Origin of the sequence: Johnsonella ignava ATCC 51276 (genome assembly GCF_000235445.1) — a bacterium.
Lineage (GTDB): Bacteria > Bacillota > Clostridia > Lachnospirales > Lachnospiraceae > Johnsonella > Johnsonella ignava.
The window spans coordinates 1-20,743 of record NZ_JH378841.1; the positions used below are offsets into that span (position 1 = coordinate 1).

16 protein-coding genes, 1 tRNA gene and 1 rRNA gene are annotated in these 20,743 nt (G+C 36.1%); 11 read left to right on the forward strand and 7 right to left on the reverse strand.

From position 1 onward, the window contains the following. Positions 1 to 335: ribosomal RNA gene (locus HMPREF9333_RS10990) — 16S ribosomal RNA — on the reverse strand; the annotation flags it as partial. A gap of 445 nt (positions 336 to 780) precedes the next feature. Between HMPREF9333_RS10990 and HMPREF9333_RS13775 the strand changes: the two genes are divergently transcribed. The 3 genes from HMPREF9333_RS13775 (at position 781) to HMPREF9333_RS11005 (ending at position 3,205) form a co-directional block, all read left to right on the forward strand. Continuing rightward, positions 781 to 1,509, forward strand: a complete 729-nt coding sequence (locus tag HMPREF9333_RS13775; RefSeq protein WP_005542092.1) for a cysteine-rich KTR domain-containing protein — start codon at positions 781 to 783, stop codon at positions 1,507 to 1,509. A 19-nt stretch (positions 1,510 to 1,528) separates the two neighbouring features. Next, on the forward strand, positions 1,529 to 2,662 hold the full coding sequence (locus tag HMPREF9333_RS11000) for a C45 family autoproteolytic acyltransferase/hydolase (protein WP_005542093.1): 1,134 nt from the start codon (positions 1,529 to 1,531) through the stop codon (positions 2,660 to 2,662). A gap of 105 nt (positions 2,663 to 2,767) precedes the next feature. After that, entirely contained in the window at positions 2,768 to 3,205 is a 438-nt protein-coding gene (locus tag HMPREF9333_RS11005) for a hypothetical protein (protein WP_005542094.1), read from the forward strand. A 351-nt stretch (positions 3,206 to 3,556) separates the two neighbouring features. Here HMPREF9333_RS11005 and HMPREF9333_RS11010 read toward each other — a convergent pair whose 3' ends face one another. After that, entirely contained in the window at positions 3,557 to 4,435 is an 879-nt protein-coding gene (locus tag HMPREF9333_RS11010) for a LysR family transcriptional regulator (RefSeq protein WP_005542096.1), read from the reverse strand. A gap of 184 nt (positions 4,436 to 4,619) precedes the next feature. Between HMPREF9333_RS11010 and prdC the strand changes: the two genes are divergently transcribed. From prdC to HMPREF9333_RS11045, 7 genes are all read left to right on the forward strand, one after another. After that, on the forward strand, positions 4,620 to 5,972 hold the full coding sequence (gene prdC / locus HMPREF9333_RS11015; RefSeq protein WP_083816637.1) for a proline reductase-associated electron transfer protein PrdC: 1,353 nt from the start codon (positions 4,620 to 4,622) through the stop codon (positions 5,970 to 5,972). A gap of 22 nt (positions 5,973 to 5,994) precedes the next feature. After that, the gene (gene prdA, locus HMPREF9333_RS11020; RefSeq protein WP_005542099.1) at positions 5,995 to 7,812 is read left to right on the forward strand and encodes a D-proline reductase (dithiol) proprotein PrdA; all 1,818 of its coding nucleotides are present in this window, start codon (positions 5,995 to 5,997) and stop codon (positions 7,810 to 7,812) included. Then, a complete protein-coding gene (locus HMPREF9333_RS11025; protein ID WP_005542101.1) occupies positions 7,812 to 8,237 on the forward strand; it encodes a CBO2463/CBO2479 domain-containing protein in 426 nt (141 codons plus the stop codon). The genes prdA and HMPREF9333_RS11025 overlap by 1 nt, the downstream gene beginning before the upstream one ends. 89 nt (positions 8,238 to 8,326) lie before the next feature. Continuing rightward, positions 8,327 to 9,052 carry a D-proline reductase (dithiol) protein PrdB gene (prdB, locus tag HMPREF9333_RS11030; RefSeq protein WP_005542103.1) on the forward strand — a complete coding sequence of 242 codons (726 nt, stop codon included), beginning with the start codon at positions 8,327 to 8,329 and terminating at the stop codon, positions 9,050 to 9,052. A gap of 258 nt (positions 9,053 to 9,310) precedes the next feature. Further along, positions 9,311 to 10,582, forward strand: a complete 1,272-nt coding sequence (locus tag HMPREF9333_RS11035) for a glycine/sarcosine/betaine reductase component B subunit (RefSeq protein ID WP_005542105.1) — start codon at positions 9,311 to 9,313, stop codon at positions 10,580 to 10,582. Positions 10,583 to 10,942: 360 nt separating this feature from the next. Next, positions 10,943 to 11,500: a bifunctional adenosylcobinamide kinase/adenosylcobinamide-phosphate guanylyltransferase gene (locus HMPREF9333_RS11040; RefSeq protein WP_005542107.1), complete on the forward strand. Its 558-nt coding sequence runs from the start codon at positions 10,943 to 10,945 to the stop codon at positions 11,498 to 11,500. Beyond that, a complete protein-coding gene (locus HMPREF9333_RS11045) occupies positions 11,497 to 12,249 on the forward strand; it encodes an adenosylcobinamide-GDP ribazoletransferase (protein WP_005542109.1) in 753 nt (250 codons plus the stop codon). The genes HMPREF9333_RS11040 and HMPREF9333_RS11045 overlap by 4 nt, the downstream gene beginning before the upstream one ends. A gap of 200 nt (positions 12,250 to 12,449) precedes the next feature. Here HMPREF9333_RS11045 and HMPREF9333_RS11050 read toward each other — a convergent pair whose 3' ends face one another. From HMPREF9333_RS11050 to HMPREF9333_RS11070, 5 genes are all read right to left on the reverse strand, one after another. Further along, positions 12,450 to 13,100, reverse strand: a complete 651-nt coding sequence (locus HMPREF9333_RS11050; RefSeq protein ID WP_005542111.1) for a TlpA family protein disulfide reductase — start codon at positions 13,098 to 13,100, stop codon at positions 12,450 to 12,452. Between the two features lie 91 nt (positions 13,101 to 13,191). Beyond that, entirely contained in the window at positions 13,192 to 13,908 is a 717-nt protein-coding gene (locus tag HMPREF9333_RS11055) for a cytochrome c biogenesis CcdA family protein (protein WP_005542114.1), read from the reverse strand. A 199-nt stretch (positions 13,909 to 14,107) separates the two neighbouring features. Further along, on the reverse strand, positions 14,108 to 17,347 hold the full coding sequence (gene carB, locus HMPREF9333_RS11060; protein WP_005542116.1) for a carbamoyl-phosphate synthase large subunit: 3,240 nt from the start codon (positions 17,345 to 17,347) through the stop codon (positions 14,108 to 14,110). Between the two features lies 1 nt (position 17,348). Beyond that, on the reverse strand, positions 17,349 to 18,428 hold the full coding sequence (locus tag HMPREF9333_RS11065) for a carbamoyl phosphate synthase small subunit (protein WP_005542118.1): 1,080 nt from the start codon (positions 18,426 to 18,428) through the stop codon (positions 17,349 to 17,351). Between the two features lie 544 nt (positions 18,429 to 18,972). Further along, entirely contained in the window at positions 18,973 to 20,277 is a 1,305-nt protein-coding gene (locus tag HMPREF9333_RS11070) for a DUF1576 domain-containing protein (RefSeq protein ID WP_005542120.1), read from the reverse strand. Positions 20,278 to 20,604: 327 nt separating this feature from the next. Between HMPREF9333_RS11070 and HMPREF9333_RS11075 the strand changes: the two genes are divergently transcribed. Continuing rightward, positions 20,605 to 20,676: transfer RNA gene (locus HMPREF9333_RS11075), tRNA-Trp, on the forward strand. Positions 20,677 to 20,743 lie beyond the last annotated feature (67 nt).

Here is a 20,743-nt window from a genome sequence, read left to right on the forward strand (position 1 = left end):
GTCCCAGTGTGGCCGTCCACTCTCTCAAGCCGGCTACCGATCGTTGACTTGGTAGGCTGCTATCCTGCCAACTATCTAATCGGACGCGGGCCCATCTCTCACCGGTATCCCTTTTTGTATATTGACATGCGTCTATATACTTTATGCGGTATTAGCAGGAGCTTCCCCCTGTTATCCCACGGTGCGAGGCAGGTTGCCCACGCGTTACTCACCCGTCCGCCACTAAGACTTTCTCTTGCTCCCCGAAGGTTGCACTGAAAAAGTCTCCGTTCGACTTGCATGTGTTAAGCACGCCGCCAGCGTTCATCCTGAGCCAGGATCAAACTCTCTGTTTGATTCTCTCATTATGCCTGCCGGCATTTGTTTCCTTTTTTACTTGGTTTTTTAGGTTTTCGTTCCTTGAAACCTGCCGCTTCTTTGCGGCAAGGTGCAGCATTTATAAACTTAAATTTTAGTTTATAAATAATATACATAAGTATACATATATATACAATATATATATACAATATATATATAAATAAATTTATACATGCTGCATTTCTTATTGTTTTTAAGAAATTTCAGGGTTGTGTGTACTGTTTAATCTTTGGTTTTCAAGGTTCTCTGCCTTTTGGGCAGCCCATATACTATATCACAACGCCATATTACATGTCAATAATAAAATAAAGTTTTTTATTTTTTATTTTATTTTTTTTAACAGGTTGATTTTTTAAGAAAAATAATATAAAATAACTTTAGTTATTAATAACATTTGTTATTTTATATGAAGGAGGGGCTACAGTGCCTGCAAAAAAACAAATTTCAAAAGAAAATATTTTAGAAGCAGCCATAGATATTATACGTCAAAATGGAGTAAATGCTCTCAACGCACGAAATGTTGCAGAAAAACTAAAATGTTCAACACAGCCAATATATCTTTCTTTTTCGGGAATGGACGAATTAAAAATATCTTTATTTCAAGAAGCTATTAAAATTTATCAAAAGTTTATTTCAGAAGAAATGAGCAGGTCCGAATACCCACCCTATAAATCCTATGGCATGAGTTATGTCCATTTTGCTAAAAAAGAAAAAGAACTTTTTCAGTTTTTATTTATGTGTGATCGCTCAAAAGAAAAAGATCGAGAATTTAACGAAATGCTTTTTCTTCTAATGGATAACAATAAAATGGATTATAAAACAGCCTCTAAAATACACATGGAAATGTGGTTATTTGGTCATGGTATAGCTACAATGCTTGCAACTTCTTATATAAATCTGGACGATGAAACAATTAGCAATTATATGTCCGATGTTTATCAAGGAGTAAGATATTTATATGACACAAAACAAGAGGAAATACAAAATTATGAAAACATCAATTCAAAATGGATAAATTGTCCTGTTTGTGGAAATAAGACAAATAACAAGCTACGAAAGGATACTGTATTAAAGAACTTTCCTATATTTTGCCCAAAATGTAAAAATGAAAGTCTGATTGATGCAAGTAATTTATTCATAAAAATTAAATGAAATACGAGGGATTAATAAAATGAAAACTGTAAATGCAAATTTTTTTGAGCTTAAAGGTACAAATTATAAAATAGGACAGCAATTAGGCTATATGGTTTTAAATAATCCATACTTAAAAGAAATTTTTTTATCATCCTCTAAAACCATCCCGGAAAATTATAAATATATTTATGAGCTATTCGACAAATATTGCCCCGGGCTAAATGAGGAGTTGCAGGGCTTTGCAGATATTTTAGGAGTTGAAAAGAGCAGACTTATATTTGTCCCGTTAACCTATTTAGCTCCTGCATGTAGTCAAATAATTATTCTGCCCGCTAAAACAAAAAACCATCATACAATTCTGGCAAGAAACTATGATTATTCGGAGCAAATGGATGATTTCTGTTTGAGTAAAACGACCGTTACAGGTAAATACTCGCATATCGGCAGTAATATTATACAATTTGGCAGAGGAGAAGGTATGAATGAATGTGGTTTAGCCGTATCCCAAAGTGCCTGTGGCAGACCTGTCAATAATTATCAAGCAGGAAAAACCCCTAAGGTTGTTGGCTTGCAATTTTGGGCTGTGGTAAGAACTTTATTGGAAAACTGTAAAAATGTCAAAGAGGCTTTAAGCACTGTATCTGATATGCCCATAGCCTGTAATATAAACTTAATGGTTGCAGATAAAAGTGGCGAGGCCGCACTGATTGAAATTATGGATGGAAGAAAAGAAGTGAAGCTTATTCAAGAAAATATGAAAGTAGATTATCTTATTGCTACAAACCATATTCATATCTCAAACATGGTAAGCATTGAGCCCTATGCAATGAAAAACTCTGTAATAAGGTATAGATGCTTAAAACAGTGGATTACACAAAACTCTGATATAGATGAGAAAAAAATAAAAAAACTCCTCTTAACTCCTTATCCGAATGGTCTAATGCTTCCATTTTATGAAGATCGCTTTGGAACAATCAAAAGTATCGTGTTTAATCTTACTCTCGGAAAAGCTGATATTTGCTGGGGCGGTTTAGAGACGAATAAATGGCATTCCTTTGATATTGACGATAACCTTGAGAATAAAACATGTTTACAAAATATTAAAAATCAATCAACGATAAAAGACTTCTTTGATACTGAACCTATTGAAGGGCAAAAGGATTTGTTTTAAAGAAAAGTGATAGATTTAGAATAGATAAATTATAGAATAAATAAATGTTGTTTTAAAAAAATAGCAGTAAAATGCATTTTTAATACAATAAGGAGGGTAAATAAAATGTGTACAGAATGTTATGTTGATAAAAACAGAATAACCCCACTTCTAAATCCATTGGATTGTTTGGAGAATCACACACAATATATCTGTGGAAGCTGCGGACGATGTATTTGCATTGAACATGATCCAAAGCGTAGATTGCAACGTTGGAATTTCCCTTTTAAATCCCTGGAAATTGCAAAATTGTATTTGCGCACTGCAGATTATAGTATAAAAAAACCTTGCGGTATTTATGAGATAAAAAGCACAAATGGAAGAATCTCATATAAAATATTTACAGATAGAAGCGACTTGCAGTTATATCTAAAAAAGAACAAAGGAAAGACCTGTAATAAAATGGAGCCTGTTTTTATTGTTAAAGAATATAAAGAATATACCGGTACACAAGTCAGGAAATTAACTTCTGACGAAATAAAAAAATATATGTCGGAAAGATAAACTTTTTTACATATTTTCACGTACTCTCATACGCTCAAATAATACCTAAAATAAATATAAAACAGCAGTGCGACTTAAATAGTTAAAATAACCTAAGTCGTACTGCCATATTTTAAATGCAAAATACCTATATATATAAAGAATACTTAATTTAATACAATTTTTTCTGCCTAAGCCTGTATCAAATCTAAAACAAACACCACTCATATTTATTTTAAATAAACGCCTGTCATTATCCTCAATATCTGGGTAAAACCGTTCCGTACAATCAGTGCAGCTATATTTCAGGTAAAACCGTCTAATACAATCAGTACATCTACGCTTAAGACAAACTTGCCTTAATAAGTATTTTCAAATAAATTGTTTAACAACAGTCTTTGCAGTATTTATAAATGCGGCTGCAGCCGGCACATTTTTTTGTAAAGCTAAACCTATACCAAGGGTTCTTACTGAACATGGTAAAACCGGAATTATATTAACTTTATCTTCATGCCCTTCAAGAAACATACTTGGTAAAAGGCTGATACCTAGATTATTGGCAACCATTGATATAATGGTATGCTCATCATCGCATGAAAACCGTATATTCGGTTTTATGCCCGCTGTCTCAAAAGTATTTACAACATCGCTGTCAACACCGCTTTTTGAGGCTATAAAAGGATAATTTTCAAAAGCCTTAAGCGGAAAGCTTTGCTCGTATTCATAAGGCAGCTCTAAACTTTTTGAAGTTACCGCATAAAGATTGTCTCTTGCAAGAGTGATAAACTTAAAACTCTGTTTTTTTCTCCAGCTTAAAAAACCAATATCTACGGTTCCTTCGTTTATCCAGCCCTCAATGGCTTCAATACCGCCTTCATGTATAACAAGGTTGATATTCGGATAAAGTTCCTGAAATTTTTTTATTACTGCCGGCAACCACTGCCTTGCTATACTCGAATAGCTCCCTATACTCACCGATCCTTTTTTAAGTCCTCTTATAGAATTAACATTCTCTATAAGTTTGTTGTAATTTGCAAGTATAGAATGTACCTTAGGAAGCAGAAGCTTTGCATCATTTGTCAAACACACGCCATGTTTTGTCCTTTTTAGAAGCGGCACACCTATCTCAAGTTCAAGTTTACTTACAGCATGGCTTACGCCTGACTGCGTATACCCAAGTCTCTTTGCACTTTCGGATAGATTTTTAGTATCAGCAATATCTGAAAAAAGTTGAAGTTTGCTAATATCCATAATACCTCCTTTCATGTTTTTTAATATGAAATTTTGTCATATTGTCAATTAAGTATTCTCACTTTACTAATACCATATTTTCGACTACAATGCAATAGCAAACAGCTCAAAAGTAAGTAGAATTTTACTTGTAACTACTTTTTTTTTCAAAAATCTACATAAATGGGATTTTATTTTGAGTGTGATGAATTTTAACTATCAAAAGTTAAAAAACAAACATTCACTATTAAGAGGAGGAAATTCACATATGAAATTTGTTTTTCCACTGAAACAGCATATAGGTGCAGCTTCAGAGTCTATTGTTGTGCCGAAAGAGCATGTACATAGAGGACAGCTCATCGCAAAAAGACCTGAAACTTCACTTGGAGCTAATATTTTTTCAAGTGTTGACGGTACTGTCGATTCAGTTAGTGAAACAGAGATAATCATTAATGAAGAAAATACTGATTTTTCAAAATATGAATCACTTAAGGAAACGGATCCTATAAAGCTTGTTGAAGAATCAGGGCTTGTAGGGCTTGGCGGTGCCGGGTTCCCTACATATGTAAAGCTTGGAAAAAAATTTGAAAGCGGTGGGGTTATAGCAGTAAATGCGGCTGAATGTGAACCTATATTGTCGCACAATATATATCGCATTGAAAAAGAACCTCAAAAACTTATAGACGGCTTAAAAATCGTACTTGAGATTACAAATGCCGGGAAAGGAATTATATGCTTAAAAGGTATACATACCGAAGCAATTAAAATCCTTAAAAACGCAATAAAAGATCCAAATATAAGTATATTTGAATTAGAGAATATATATCCTGTAGGTGAAGAAAGGGCTATAGTGAGAGATGCTCTCGGAGTATTACTTGACCCTGAACTCCTCCCTCTGGCAGCGGATGCTATAGTAATAAATGCTGAAACAGTATTTAGACTCCGTGAAGCAGTTGTTGAAAAAAAACCTCTTATTGACAAGGATATTACTGTTGCAGGAAAACTCAAAGAAAACGCCAGCATACATATATTACAAGACATCCCATTAGGTAAGAGTGTTGGTGAAGTTATAGATACAGCAGGAGGACTTGGAACTGAATACGGTGAAATCATAATGGGCGGACCCTTTACAGGAAAAAGAACCACTCTCGATGTTCCGATAGTAAAAACTACCGGAGGTATTATAGCCGCAGAAAACTTTATGCCAGGACCTCAAAAAATAGGTCTTTTAGTATGTGCCTGCGGTGCAGATAAAGAAAGGCTTGAGGAACAGGCTGCAAGCATGGGCTCTGAAGTGGTGGGAGTGGAATATTGCAAACAGGCAAAACAAGTTAAAAACAGCCTTAAATGTGAAAATCCGGGCAAATGTCCCGGTCAGGTGGAGAAAGTAATGGCATTAAAAAAAGCAGGAGCACAGGCAGTACTTATAAGCAACTGTACTGACTGTACAAATACTGTAATGTCATGTGCACCACAATTAAAACTGCCAGTTTATCATTGTACTGACGGAGCACTGCGCTCAGTCAACTACAAGATGATAAGGAAATTTAAAAACTAATTATTTAAGGAGGAACCAGAACATGTCAATTACACAGGAAACACTGCAGAAACATCTCAAAGATCCGGCAATTCTGTGCTGCAGAAGGGACAAAGGTACAGTAATAAGTGCTGCCGACCTTGAAGACCCGGGACTTTTTGATGATATGCAGGAAGCAGGACTTTTAACTCTGAGTCCTGACGGCTTGCGTATAGAGCAGGTTATAGGACGCACTCTGCTTCAGGACACTGAAGCGCTTACATCAATTACAAAAGATGTACTTGATTCAGTAAACAAAACAGAAGATGACAATGCTTCTGCACCGGCAGAAAGCAAGGCAGAGATTTCAGAAGTAGCAGTATCGGCTGCACCGGTATTTTCATCATCAGCTGCAAGAACAGGAGGAGACGGTATGATTCATATTGAAATTGGAAAGGCAGAAAAATTTGAAGGTTTAAAGCTTGATGTACCTGTAATTTCAGGCGGTGCAGCACCGGCAGCACAAGCTGTACAGACTTCACAGGCTTTAGAAGAAAAACATGGAGAGAAGAAAGTTATACGCAGGCTTCTCAAAAAACACATTAAAATTACTGATGTAAAGCTCGGAAGCAAAACATCCATTAAAGACGGAGTTATAACTATTGACAAGAGCATAGTTAATAAGGCGGTTAAAGAAGATGAACTTTGCAAAAGCCTTGAGCTTGAAGTGATTTATCCTGACAAGAGGCATATCTATACAGAAACTATCATGGATGTATGCCCTATTGCTACAAAAGTTGAGGGAGAAATCGGCGAAGGAATCACAAAGGTTGCTGACGGTGTAGTATTTATGCTTACAGGTGTTGATGAAGATGGCGTTCAAGTTCATGAATTCGGTTCATCAGAAGGCTATCTTGATGAAAAGATGTATTTCGGACATCCGGGATGTGCAGATAAAGATGATATAATAATTCGCTGCCATGCTGTAATCAAAAGACTCTCCGGTATGACAAGACCCGGTCCTTTTGCTGCACATAAATGTCAGGACTATATTATACAGGCGGTTCGTGATCAACTTAAAGAATACAATGGAGAAGTTGTACGTGAAGAAGTGTGCGAGGATGTAAGAAGAAGCGGTAACCCAAGAGTAGTACTTGTTAAAGAGATCATGGGACAAGGAGCTATGCATGACAATGTACTCTGCCCGACTGAGCCATGCGGCATACTCGGAGGACAGAAAAATGTAGACTGCGGCAATGTACCTATAATGCTTACACCCAACCAGGTAAGAGACGGTTCAATACATGCTCTTACCTGTATAGGACCTGCAACAAAGGAAATGACACGCCATTATATCAGAGAACCGCTCGTTGAAGGACTTGCTGCAGATACAGAACTTGATCTTATAGGTGTTGTATTTGTAGGTTCTCCTCAGGTTAATGATGAAAAACTCTGGGTATCAGAAAGACTTGGATCAATGCTTGAATCACTTGATCTTGACGGAATTATAATCACAACAGAGGGATTTGGAAACAACCATATTGACTTTATACAGCATATAGGACAGGCAGGAAAGAGAGGAATCCCAGTTGTTGGAGTTTCATTCTGTGCATATCAGGGACAGCTTGTTGTCGGCAATGAATATGCTAAGGCAATGGTTGAGGAAAATATGGATGCAGGCGGATTTGAAAATGATATAGCAGGATGTTCATGTGTAACTGTCGAGGTTGCTGCAAGAGCAATTCAGATGCTTAAAAATGTTATGTCAGGTGTCGAAATTAAACCGGCTGAAAAGAAATGGAGTAATGATGTTATAAATACAAACAATAAACTCCTTGGACTTCCTGAAACAAAGCTTGTTGAAAGCGGAACGCTCCACTAATGAACTATGTAATCAACCCTGTACTTATGGGCGGAATCATAAGTAAAATTACAGGTGATACAGTCAAAATAAATCTTAGGGGACGGCTTGGAGTTATAGAAACTCCCAAATTTCTCATCTCCTCTCCTTCTCCAAAGATTGGTGATAGTATAAGTTTTTACTTCAGCTATATTGAAGTTGTTAAAAACACCTGTGATTATGATTTTGATGAAATAGTACGTGAACATAATATAATTCCCTGCCTTCTAGGTGGGAAGATAACAGAATTTAATGATACTGCCATTGAGGTATCTGTAAAGGAGCTTTCTATTGTTGTAAGAGTCCCACGGCGTTGGGTATTTACTGAAATTTCACTTTCAAATGATCTTGATGTAGAGTTTTATCTAAGCCGTATGCAGATACTCCAGACTGCCAAAATATCATAGCCATGCTTATATAAGCAGTCTATAAATATACATCCAGATAAACCTAAAATGAAACTTAGAAACTAGATATTAGTTGAGGAGGAAAAATAATGAAATTAACAACAAAGCAGGGCATGCAGTCGGAAATTTTTGTTCCGGTTACACCAAAACCTGTATTTACTGAACTGAAGAAGCCTTTAAATAAATGTAAAGTAGCATTTATTACAGCAGGAGGAATTCACAAAAAAGATCAGACTCCTTTCAATACTTCAGGAGATTTCTCATATCGTACAATTCCTTTTGATACACCTTCAGATCAGCTTATGGTTACACACGGAGGATTTGATAACTCAGATATCAACAAGGATGTAAACGCAATGTTTCCAATTGATCGTCTTCATGAGCTTGTTAAAGAAGGCTTTATAGGATCACTCCCGGCAGAGACCTACACATTCATGGGCGGCGGCGGAAATGTTGAGAAGTTTTTAAATGAAACAGGTCCGGAAATTGCAAAAAAATTAAAAGCACAGGATGTTGATATAGTTTTATGTACAGGCGGATGCGGAACATGCCATCGTTCAGCTACCATCGTTACAAGATGCTGTGAAGAAGCAGGTATGAGCTGCTGTGTTATAGCTGCACTTCCTCCAATAGCAAGGCAGCAGGGTGCACCAAGAATTACAGCTCCTCATGTCCCGATAGGTTCAAACGCAGGTGAACCGCATAATATACCGCAGCAGACTGCAATTATAAAGGAATCTCTTGAATGGGTACGGGACTGTCCGAGCTTCAATGCTACAAAAATACTTCCTTATGAATACCGCCACAATGTATAATATTTGTGTAATACAGTTTTATATCTCATAAGATTTATTACAACTTATACTTATATAAAGGATATGTAAAAGTCAAAGCATCCTAGCTATTGTACCCGCATATTCTACAGCAGGTAATTCAAATAATAATTAATTAGTTTTTAAAAAAATGCCGGACTTAGTATATCATTATGCTATTAGCCGGCATTTTATAATTCTAATCTATATAAATACTACTTTAAAATAAAGGATTAATTTTAAGTATGGGAGGTTAATAATATGGGACTTGGACCAAGTATTAAAATGACTACACTTCATCACTTTAGATGCCCTGTTACACATATACTTTCAGAAGATAGTGATATAGAATTTACAGGTATTATAGTTGACGGTGTATCTGAGAACTGTGATGACAAGATATATACTGCAAAACGTGTTGGAGATATAGCACGCAGTGTCCGTGCCGATGGAGCCTTGGTTGCTATAGACGGATGGGGAAACCACCATATTGATTTTGTAAATATTATAGAACAGCTTGGAATACGGCAAATACCAAGTGTAGGTTTAAGTTATATAGGACTTCAAGGGCGGCTTGTATGCACCAATAGTTTTGTTGACTGCATAATTGATTTCAATAAAAATGAATCCGGCTATGAATCATGTGTTGTTGGACAAAATAATCTCACTGATTACGATGCTTTTAAGGCGCTTGGACTTTTAAAAAATAAACTCAGGAAAGCAGGAAAGCTAGCTCCCAAAAAATCACACGATTCTCACACAATATCAAATAATACCAAGGAAAAACGTCTCTCAAAACTTGTCAGAAAAGTTTTTACTATAAATGAAGTCAGTTTTTCAGACAAAACATATATTTCAAACGGAAAGCTTTTTATAGAAAAAAATATCGCAGAAAAATATCTTGCTGAGGAACCCCGAATTAAAAATATTTCAGTTGATATAATACCTCCCGGTGATTATGACAGATTTGTAAACTCAAATCTTGATTTTTCTCCTATCGCCTGTAAAATAAACGGTGAGCTTGGAGAAGGAACTACCCATCTGATTACCGGAGTTACTCTTATGCTTAACGGAGTTGAGGATAAAAGCGGTTTCCAGCCTTCAAATATAGGTTCTTCAGAAGGCATACTAAAAAACCGTTTTACTCCTGATATGGCAGGCACCGCAGCTTCAAACGACTATATACTTCATGTTGACATACTCTTTAATGAAGGTGAAGGGCGAACTTCAGAAGGTATATATGCAGCACACAGAATAGCCGACCGTATCGCAGGCGATATACGCAGATGCCTTGCAAATCTTGAAAATATGGCTTATAAACGTGAAGAATTTTATGATATTATGCGCCCTGACAAACCAAAGATAATTTTAGTAAAGATAGTTTCAGGTCTGGGTAATATGTATGATACTGCCATGTTTCCTTATGAACCCGGCGGAGTCATAGGAGCACGCAATATGATGGGAAGTAAAAATTTGCCCTATATTATAAGCCCTAATCAGTGCCGTGATGGAGTTATACACTCACTTTTATAATACTGTATATTACAGTAAAAGCTTCCTCATGCCGTTTTCTATTTCTATAAATAATACAGAATATCATTTCTTATACGACATTTAACTATATAATGCTATAATAAATTTACCACAGTAATGGCTAATATACTCTTTTCCGGTATACAAGTAAAATAAAAAACTTGTTGCTTAGAAAAGAGTATGTTTTATTTTAAACATTCAAATGAATTATTGAAGAAAAACCCTATAAATCGCTACATTAAAAAAATTATCCTGCCGAAAAATGTAAGTAGCCGCTCTATTGCATATAATTTACCAATTATTATATATTTATGTTATAATGCATACTGTATTTAATTTTACTATCTGGAGGAAAGAGGATTGATATTTGTTTACGGCGGTGCTTCATGCGGTAAATCGGAATATGCCGAAAACCTGGCTCTTAACTATGATAAAAGAGTATACCTTGCAACCATGAAAATATATGATAATACTGACAGGGCAAAAGTTAAAGCACATCAAAGAATGCGTTCAGGCAAGGGATTTAGAACGATTGAATGTCCTTATAATATACAAAAAATATATGTAGAGTATAATGAGGCGGTTCTTCTTGAATGTCTTTCAAATCTGCTTGCCAATGAGATTTTCAGTCCCACCTGCCAAAACGAAGATGATATATCTGATGCAGTTTTTACTGAAAAAGCCGACAAGCTATATGATAATATTCTTGAATTAAATATGAAATGCCGTGAGCTTATAGTAGTAGGAAATGATATATTTGCACAAACATACGGATTTTCTAAGGCTGTACTATTATATATGAAAGCTCTTTTATATCTTCAAAATAAGCTTATAAAACACGCAGATAAAGCAATTGAAATAATATGCGGCATACCGACATACTGTACAGAAAAGATTTTAACCGGAGGCAATTTATGATTTTTTTAAAATCACTTATAATGACCTTTAATATGTATACTAAAATTCCCATGCCGCAAACTGCCTGGAATGAGAAATATATGAAATACGTGCTTTCACTCTTTCCTATAGTAGGACTTGTAGAAGGTATTATATATGTATTTTTATGGAAGTTTATGATATTTATAAAACTATCGCCTTATATAACCGCAGCAGTATTAACGGCGTTTCCAATGTTATACACCGGCGGCATACATATGGACGGCTTTCTTGATACCTCAGATGCCCTCGGTTCTCATCAAAGCCGTGAAAAAAAGCTTGATATACTTAAAGACAGCCATATAGGTGCAGGTGCTGTCATATCCGGACTTGTATATATAATGTTCTATGCATTTACCATACTAAGTATTACAAGGCTTAGACAGGTTGTTATAATAGCCTTCTCCTTTTTTATGATAAGAGCTTACAGTGCACTTTCACTTGTATGTTTTAAAAATGCAAGAGGCTCCGGGCTTGCCATGACATTTACAAAAGCAAGTGATCTTTTATTTACAAGAATTTTGCTTATAAGCTTTATAGCGGCTGCAAAAATTCTCTCCTCACTTTATTTTCCACGTGCAGGCATAGCAGTTTCAATCACTGTTTTTATATGCTTTTTTTATTTCAGACTGTTTATATGTGGTGAATTCGGTGGAGTTACCGGAGACCTTGCAGGATTTTTTTTACAGATGGCGGAGCTTGCAGCTGTAATAGTAACAGCAGTTGCATAATAATTTAAGCTACATATCAAATATAAAAATTATTCTTTTATTCCCAGTTATAATATAGAAACAACCGTCATAGTTTAAAGCTTTACTTTATAAGGCTTTAAACTATGACGGTTTCCTATATATACTGAATTAGCTTGTGATTTTGCAGACATCGTAATATAAAAATCTTAGCCTGCAAATTTCTTAAGCTGTATTATTTATTATTTTACATGTTTTGCAAATGCATCCCTGATTTTAGCTGATGAACTGTTTCCAAGCTGAGTTGTTACAAGAACCCCGTCTGAACCTATGTATGCGGCAGTCGGAAATGCCCTTACCTGATAGTCCTCTAAACTCTTTCCGCTTTCATCAAACAAAACTCTTATATTTGAGTAGTTTTGAGATTTAAACCATTTTATAAAATCTTCTTTCCCCATCTCACCGTTAACTCCAGGAGTTACTATTGTAACCACTTCAAAGTCATTGTCCTCACCTGACATTTTATTTAACTCATCCATACCTGCAAGACAGGCGCTGCACCATGAAGCCCAGAATTTAACATAAACTTTTTTCCCTTTCTGTTCACTTAATTTAAACTCGTTGCCATCCATATCAACAAGGTCAAAATCAGGTGCTATATCCCCTTTGTTAGCCTCAGCCGTGCTTTCGTCATTTTTTGTTTTTTCATCTATATTTGCATTTTTCACTTCCATATCCTTATTTTCACCGGCACTTTTTGCATCTGTGCTTTTATTAACACTTTCAGTATTATTCTCCTTGCCTGCTCCCTGCTGTGAACATCCTGATGCCATAATTGCCGCAGTAAGCATAATAGCTGTAAGTGCCGGTTTTAATAACTTTATTTTTTTCATATTGTAAATAATCCTTTCTATTTTGTATTTTAATTATATTCTGTATAAACAGTAAATATCTTATATAAGATTATATAGTCATATCTTATCTTTAAAACAGCCTTTCAAAAAATGCCGTAATTGCACCAATCTGCCTGAACATAACCATAACTCCCATAATTACTATAAATCCTCCGCCTATACGTTTAAATGTCATTATATTTTTCTTTAAAACATCAAATTTTGACATGGCAAAATCTGATGCCGCCACCATTATTATAAACGGTACCATAAGCCCAAGTGTATATACAAGCATTAAAAATGCACCATACAATGCAGTTCCCTGAGTTGATGCAGCCGTTATCACAGCTCCAAGTATAGGACCGACACATGGCGTCCATCCTATGCTAAATGAAACTCCCATAAGGAAAGTTCCAAGTGCACCCGCTTTATCATTTTGGATTTTTACACCACTTATATCATCAAGCTTTTTTATATGTATCAAATCCATCTGGTGGATTCCAAGCACTATAATTATTAGTCCTGCAATTACATAAAGCCATCTGTTGGTTAAAAGCTTTCCTAAAAAGCCTGCACCTATACCCAAAGCTACAAAACTTGCAGCAAGTCCGAGTACAAAGGTTGCCGTTTTTAAAATTGCACCTGTGTTTAAAGTAAGTCTGCCAAGCTTAAGCTTTTTGTATTCACCATCGGCATCAGTCAGTATTCCCAGATATACCGGTATTACCGGGAAAGTACATGGCAGAAAAAATGAAGCAAAGCCTGCTATAAACACAGTGCTGATGAGGATTTTCTCACCGGCAAACATATTTTTTATCTCCTTTATTATATTTTTATATGATATCAATAATAATAAATTAAATTGTATGCAATGTAAAATTAAGTTTTTCTTAATATTTTGTGAATAAACTATGTAAGCAATTATACGGTTTTTATTATATTTATATTTTATTTATTTTAATAGGGATATAATTTAAACAGTCCTTATTAAAAACAAGGTGTACATTTTAAAATGTACACCTTGTTTTTATTTTAGCTATATCTACAAGTTCAATATGATCTGAACGATTTTCCATTGAGGCTGCAAGTGCCGAAGCCGTATCAAGTGATGTAAGCACGCTGACTCCTGTTTCTACAGCATTTCTCCTTATTATAAAACCGTCATGACTTCTTTTTGCCCCCTGTGCAGGAGTATCTATAACAAAATCTATCTCATGTCCGAGTATAAGATCCAGAAGATTTGGACTTTCCTGCTCTATTTTATTAATTCTGCGCACTCTCTTCACACCGCCGGATTCAAGTGCATCCGCTGTGCCCCTGGTTGCAAATATTCTGTATCCGAGTGCCTCAAATCTCTTTGCTATGCCTACCGCCTCTTCTTTATCGGAATCCTTTACAGTCATTATCATATTTTTATATTTCGGCAGTTTAATTCCCGCTCCCTCAAAAGCTTTATACAATGCCTCATTAAAGTTTTTAGCTATTCCCAGACACTCACCCGTGGATTTCATCTCAGGTCCAAGTGATATGTCGGCACCTCTGATTTTTTCAAATGAAAATACAGGCATTTTTATAGCAGTTAAATCAGACTCTTCCTGAAGCCCGTCAGTTATACCAAGATCCTTAAGTTTTTTGCCGCATATTACTTTTACGGCAATCTCAACAACAGGTATGCCGGTAACCTTGCTTATATACGGAACTGTCCTTGAAGATCTGGGATTTACCTCAATCACATATACATCCTCTTTATCGGCTATAAACTGTATATTTATCATACCAAGCACATTAAGTGCCGTAGCAAGTTTCTTTGTATAGTCAACTATCTTACTTTTTACTTTATCTGATATACTCACTGCGGGATATACACTTATTGAGTCTCCTGAATGAACACCTGACCTTTCTATATGCTCCATTATACCGGGAATTAAAATATCCGTACCATCACATACCGCATCAACCTCTATTTCTTTTCCTACTATATATTTATCAACCAATATAGGATGTTCCTGTGCTATACGATTTATTATACCTATAAACTCATCTATATCATTATCATTTACCGCTATCTGCATGCCCTGACCGCCAAGTACATATGACGGACGTACAAGAACCGGATAATCCAAAGCATGTGCAGCCGCCTTTGCCTCTTCGGCAGTAAATACCGTCCTTCCTTCAGGTCTTGGGATATGGCAGCTTTCAAGTATCTCATCAAATTTTTCACGATCCTCTGCCGCATCTACATCCTCAGGTGAAGTACCAAGTATATTAACTCCCATCTCAAGAAGATCTTTGGTAAGTTTTATAGCAGTCTGACCGCCAAACTGTACTACTGCGGCATCAGGTTTTTCAAGTCTTACAACAGACTCTACATCTTCAGATGTAAGCGGCTCAAAATACAGCTTATCTGCTATGTCAAAATCAGTACTTACTGTTTCCGGATTATTATTTATTATAATAGTCTCATAGCCTTCCTTTGCAAAACTCCATGTACAGTGCACTGAACAAAAATCAAATTCAACACCCTGTCCTATCCTTATAGGACCTGAACCTATAACAAGGACTTTTTTCTTTTTATCTTTTGCATTTTCAGAAATAATAACTTCATTCTCACTGCCGTAGCATGAATAATAATACGGCGTTTGAGATTCAAACTCACCTGCACAGGTATCAACCATCTTATAAGCGGCATGTATGCCATATTTGATACGAAGCCTTTTTACATCGGACTCACATTTTATTTTATTATCAGGCGTAAGCTGTGATATCAGCTTATCGGTAAATTCCATGCACTTTGCTTTAAGCAAAAGCTCACGATCAAGTTTTTCTTCCTTCAGCCTGTTTTCTAATTTTACAATATTATCTACCTTTTTTATAAACCAGAGATCTATCATAGTTATATCATGTATTTCACTATAAGATATACCCTTTCGCAGTGCCTGTGCAACAATCCACATTCTCCTGTCGTCGGTTTTCTTAAGCATTTCCTTAAGTTCTTCCATGTCGTATGAACTGTAATCATAGCTTAAAAGTGAATCGACATTCTGTTCAAGTGAGCGTATGGCTTTCATAAGTGCACCCTCAAAATTAGTACATATGCTCATAACCTCGCCGGTTGCTTTCATCTGTGTACCGAGCACTCTTTTTGCGGCTATAAACTTATCAAACGGCAGTCTGGGCAGTTTTACAACCACATAATCAAGCATAGGTTCAAAAGAGGCATAAGTGCTTCCTGTAACCGAATTTTTTATCTCATCAAGATTATATCCAAGTGCTATCTTTGCCGCCACTTTTGCAATAGGATAACCCGTCGCCTTGCTTGCCAATGCCGAAGAACGGCTTACTCTCGGATTTACCTCTATAACACAGTATTCAAAACTTTCAGGATTCAGTGCATATTGTACATTACAACCGCCGGTTATTCCAAGTTCAGTTATTATCCTAAGTGCCGAGCTTCTCAGCATCTGATATTCCTTGTCGCCTAATGTCTGACTGGGTGCAACTACTGCCGAATCTCCGGTATGTATGCCCACTGGATCTATATTTTCCATATTGCAGACTGTAATTACATTGCCTATATTATCACGCATTACCTCATATTCAATCTCTTTCCAGCCCGATATGCACCTTTCAACAAGTACCTGTCCCACCCTTGAAAGTCTTAGTCCGTTTTCAAGCGTAACTTCAAGCTCCTGCCTGTTGTTTACTATACCTCCTCCTGAACCTCCGAGCGTATATGCAGGTCTTAATACCACAGGATATCCTATCTCCTGTGCATAATTAACTCCTGTTTCTATATCCTCAACTACCATAGAGGCTGCTATAGGTTCTCCTATTTTTTCCATGGTCTCTTTGAATGTTTCACGATCCTCGGCTTTTTTAATAGTAAGAGCGGTTGTACCTATAAGTCTTACCCCGTATTTTTTAAGTACACCGCTTTCTTCAAGCTCCATTGCCAGATTGAGCCCCGCCTGTCCTCCAAGTGTAGGCAGCAGCGAATCCGGCATTTCTTTTATTATAACACCTTCAAGGACAGCAGGAGTCAGTGGTTCTATATATACTCTATCGGCAATATCCTTGTCAGTCATTATGGTGGCAGGATTTGAGTTTAATAATACCACTTCTACGCCTTCTTCTCTTAATGAACGGCATGCCTGGGTTCCGGCATAGTCAAATTCAGCCGCCTGCCCTATTATTATAGGACCTGAACCTATCACAAGCACCTTTTTTATATCATGATTTCTTGGCATATTATCTGTTGTCCTCCATCATCTTTATAAATTTGTCAAATAAATAATCACTGTCATGCGGTCCAGGGCATGCCTCGGGATGGTACTGCACTGTAAATATATTTTTTCCTATATATCTAAGGCCCTCATTTGTCCCATCGTTTACATTTGTAAATGCCGCTTGTGCCACACTTTTATCAAGACTTTTTTCGTCAACTGCATAACCGTGGTTCTGTGAAGTTATATAAGTTCTGCCTGTTTCATGATCCTTTACGGGATGATTGCCTCCCCTATGACCGTATTTAAGCTTATAAGTATCTCCGCCCAGTGCAAGTGCCATAAGCTGATGTCCCAGACATATTGCAAATATAGGTATATCTGAATCATAAAGCTTTTTTATCTGTTTTATAATTTGAGTATTTTCTTTAGGGTCTCCCGGACCGTTACTCAGCATTATGCCGTCAGGCTTTGAATCTATTATCGTTTGTGCTTCTGTAAATGCCGGCCATACCGTTACATGGCACCCCCTTTTGTGAAGCGACTTTGCTATATTATCTTTTGCTCCGCAGTCAAGCAGTGCAACTTTCATGCCGTTCCCCGGAAGAGTATAACTTTTTTTACATGTAACCGCCTCAACCACTCCTTTTACCCTATATGCCCTTATACGTTCAATTACTTTATCAAAATCAGAACCCTGAGGCAGCTTCCTTGTTACCATTGCATTCATGGTCCCGTAGTCTCTTAATTTTTTAGTAAGATGCCTTGTGTCAATCCCGGATATACCCGGAATATCATATTTAAACATAAATTCTTCAAGCCCCGTCCTGCTTCTGAAATTACTTGATATATCTGAAAGCTCCCTTACTATCAGTGCCTGTGCACATGGTCTTACCGATTCCATATCTTCATAAGATACTCCATAACTGCCTATGATCGGATAAGTCATGACAACCGCCTGACCTGCATATGACGGATCCGTTAAAATCTCAGTATAGCCTGTCATAGATGTGTTAAAAACCAACTCGCTTACAATCTCTTTATCAGAGCCTATACCCATCCCTGAAAATATAGTTTTGTCTTCAAGTATCAGATATGCCTTCATATTATTTAAGCCTTTCGTTTTCTCTTATGTTTTATACTATTATATTAAAACCGGGCATCAGTTTTAATATAATAGAGTTACAGGTATGACAGGTTTTTAACCCTGTAAAAAAAGACATCAGAAGATGTCTTTTACAGCCCCTTTATTAAAAAGCAACCGGTTTTTCCCGGCAAATACCGACATCCTTAAGCTTTTTATTTTAAAGAAATGATGATTTTATCATTTTCTCTAAATATAGCTGTATATGGATGTGCCTAAAATCACATAGGAACGATATAAAGTACATGCGATTTTATCACGGGAAACACTTTAACCGGTGTATCCCTAAAATATGTAATATACCTTTTATAACTGCCGCAAAAGGCAGCCAAAAACTCTTGAAGTATTATACATTAATATGCTTATACTGTAAAGCGATTATACAAAACGCTTATAGAGAGCGGAGCAAAAGTTTATTTCCACATGAAAGGGGCAAAGCGGATTTTAGTCTTACACTTATAAAGCGGAAAAGATAAGTAAAAAAGTTCTATAAAAATCAGGTAATTCAATCTGCAGCATTTGACTTTAATATCTTTCTTCTTTCTATGACCGCTTCAATTACAGGAACCATAAACAGTGCCACTATACCACCGGCAAATCCGTTATTATAAAGATTCATACCGCTGTAAACTACACCTACATTCAGTGCAACCGAAGAGTGCAAAAAGCCTGCAAGTATACCTGCAAATACACCAAATTCTCCCGCAATCGGAGCAAGTGTGGTTGAAAGTATAAGTGTCATAAGCGGTGCCGGATCTGTTATCACCCACAGCTTCATAGCAGAAGCTATAAAAACTCCAAACATTACCGGAGCGATATTTCTTATATGTTTTCCTGTTGCTGAAAAGCCCACTATTGTAAATATCGAACCTATTATAGGACCGTTTAAATCACCTTTTATAAATATTACAAACAGTGTGGCAAAAAGACCGTTTACACCCATATTAAAAATAACCGTAAAATCACTGAATTTATCTACAAAATCAGGGCTTTTTAATCCGCTGTGTTTAAGCAAAAGCATATATTCATGCATAAGTTTATTTTTCCCTGTATAAATTGCAAATAACATCATCATTATAAAAAATAATGGCAGTGCATATATAAATATACTATTATACTGAGTTGACCACAAAAGTCTTGATTCTATACCAATACCAAAAGATTTAAATATTGAAGCTACTATAGTAGCTATGATTCCGGCTGCAAAGCCTACGTTATACAATGAAAAACCTTTGTGTACCGCAAGTGTATGTATAGCTATGGGCAACAGTACATAACCTATCACCAGTCCTGTAAATATACTTAATGCAATTTGTTGCCATGCCCTCATATTCCCGGCATGCATTACCTGTGTAATTATAGGAGACAGGCAGGTCCCGTAACAGCCCACATACAGATATTTTTTCATTGACACACCATGCAGTATTGCATAAAGCAATATTCCCATAAGTATAAGCCATATATTGAGTATATTTTTCCCGAATAATGAAAACCCGAACATCATACAGCATGACGTTACGGCATGCCCGTTAAAATCTACCTTTCCAAAATAATGTATCGCTATTAAAAACAATGTAATAAAACCGGCATTTACAAAAGCCGCACCCGGACCTCCGACTTCAAAGTAATCCGTTATAAGTATATCCGTTCCGGTTATTATAGCTATAAGTCCTTTAAAAATCTGCGCCGGGGTCTGTATTAAAAACCCTATAAGCATAAAATAAACCGGTATCATTGATATCAAAATAAATCTCTGATTATATGAAAAATGTTTTTTGTCTATATTAAGTACAACATTGCGTCTTCGCATAATATATATACTTTCCTTTTGTATTGATTATATACCTTTATATTTAAACTTTTTATAAGTGTATATTAATTTTGAAATAAAATTATAATCCGCCATTACTATATCATAATTCTATTAAATATAACAGATATAATCAAAAAAAATAATAATATTCATACTTCAAGTTTTTTCGGGTAGGAAATACTATAAATTCTTTGACACAATTTATCAGGATTTTTTAATTGACATATATCATACAGTATGGTAGTATAGCATGGTGCCGGGCAATAGTATAGATAAGTGCATAAACCTTTTATACTATGTAGTTGAGGCATTTTAAATTTATATAGGGGAATAGTTCAATGGCTAGAGCAGCGGTCTCCAAAACCGCAAATGGGGGTTCGAGTCCCTCTTCCCCTGCTAAAAAAATAATTTAACAACAAATTATTAAAAACAAATAATACAGCAAAAAACCATGCCTTACAAT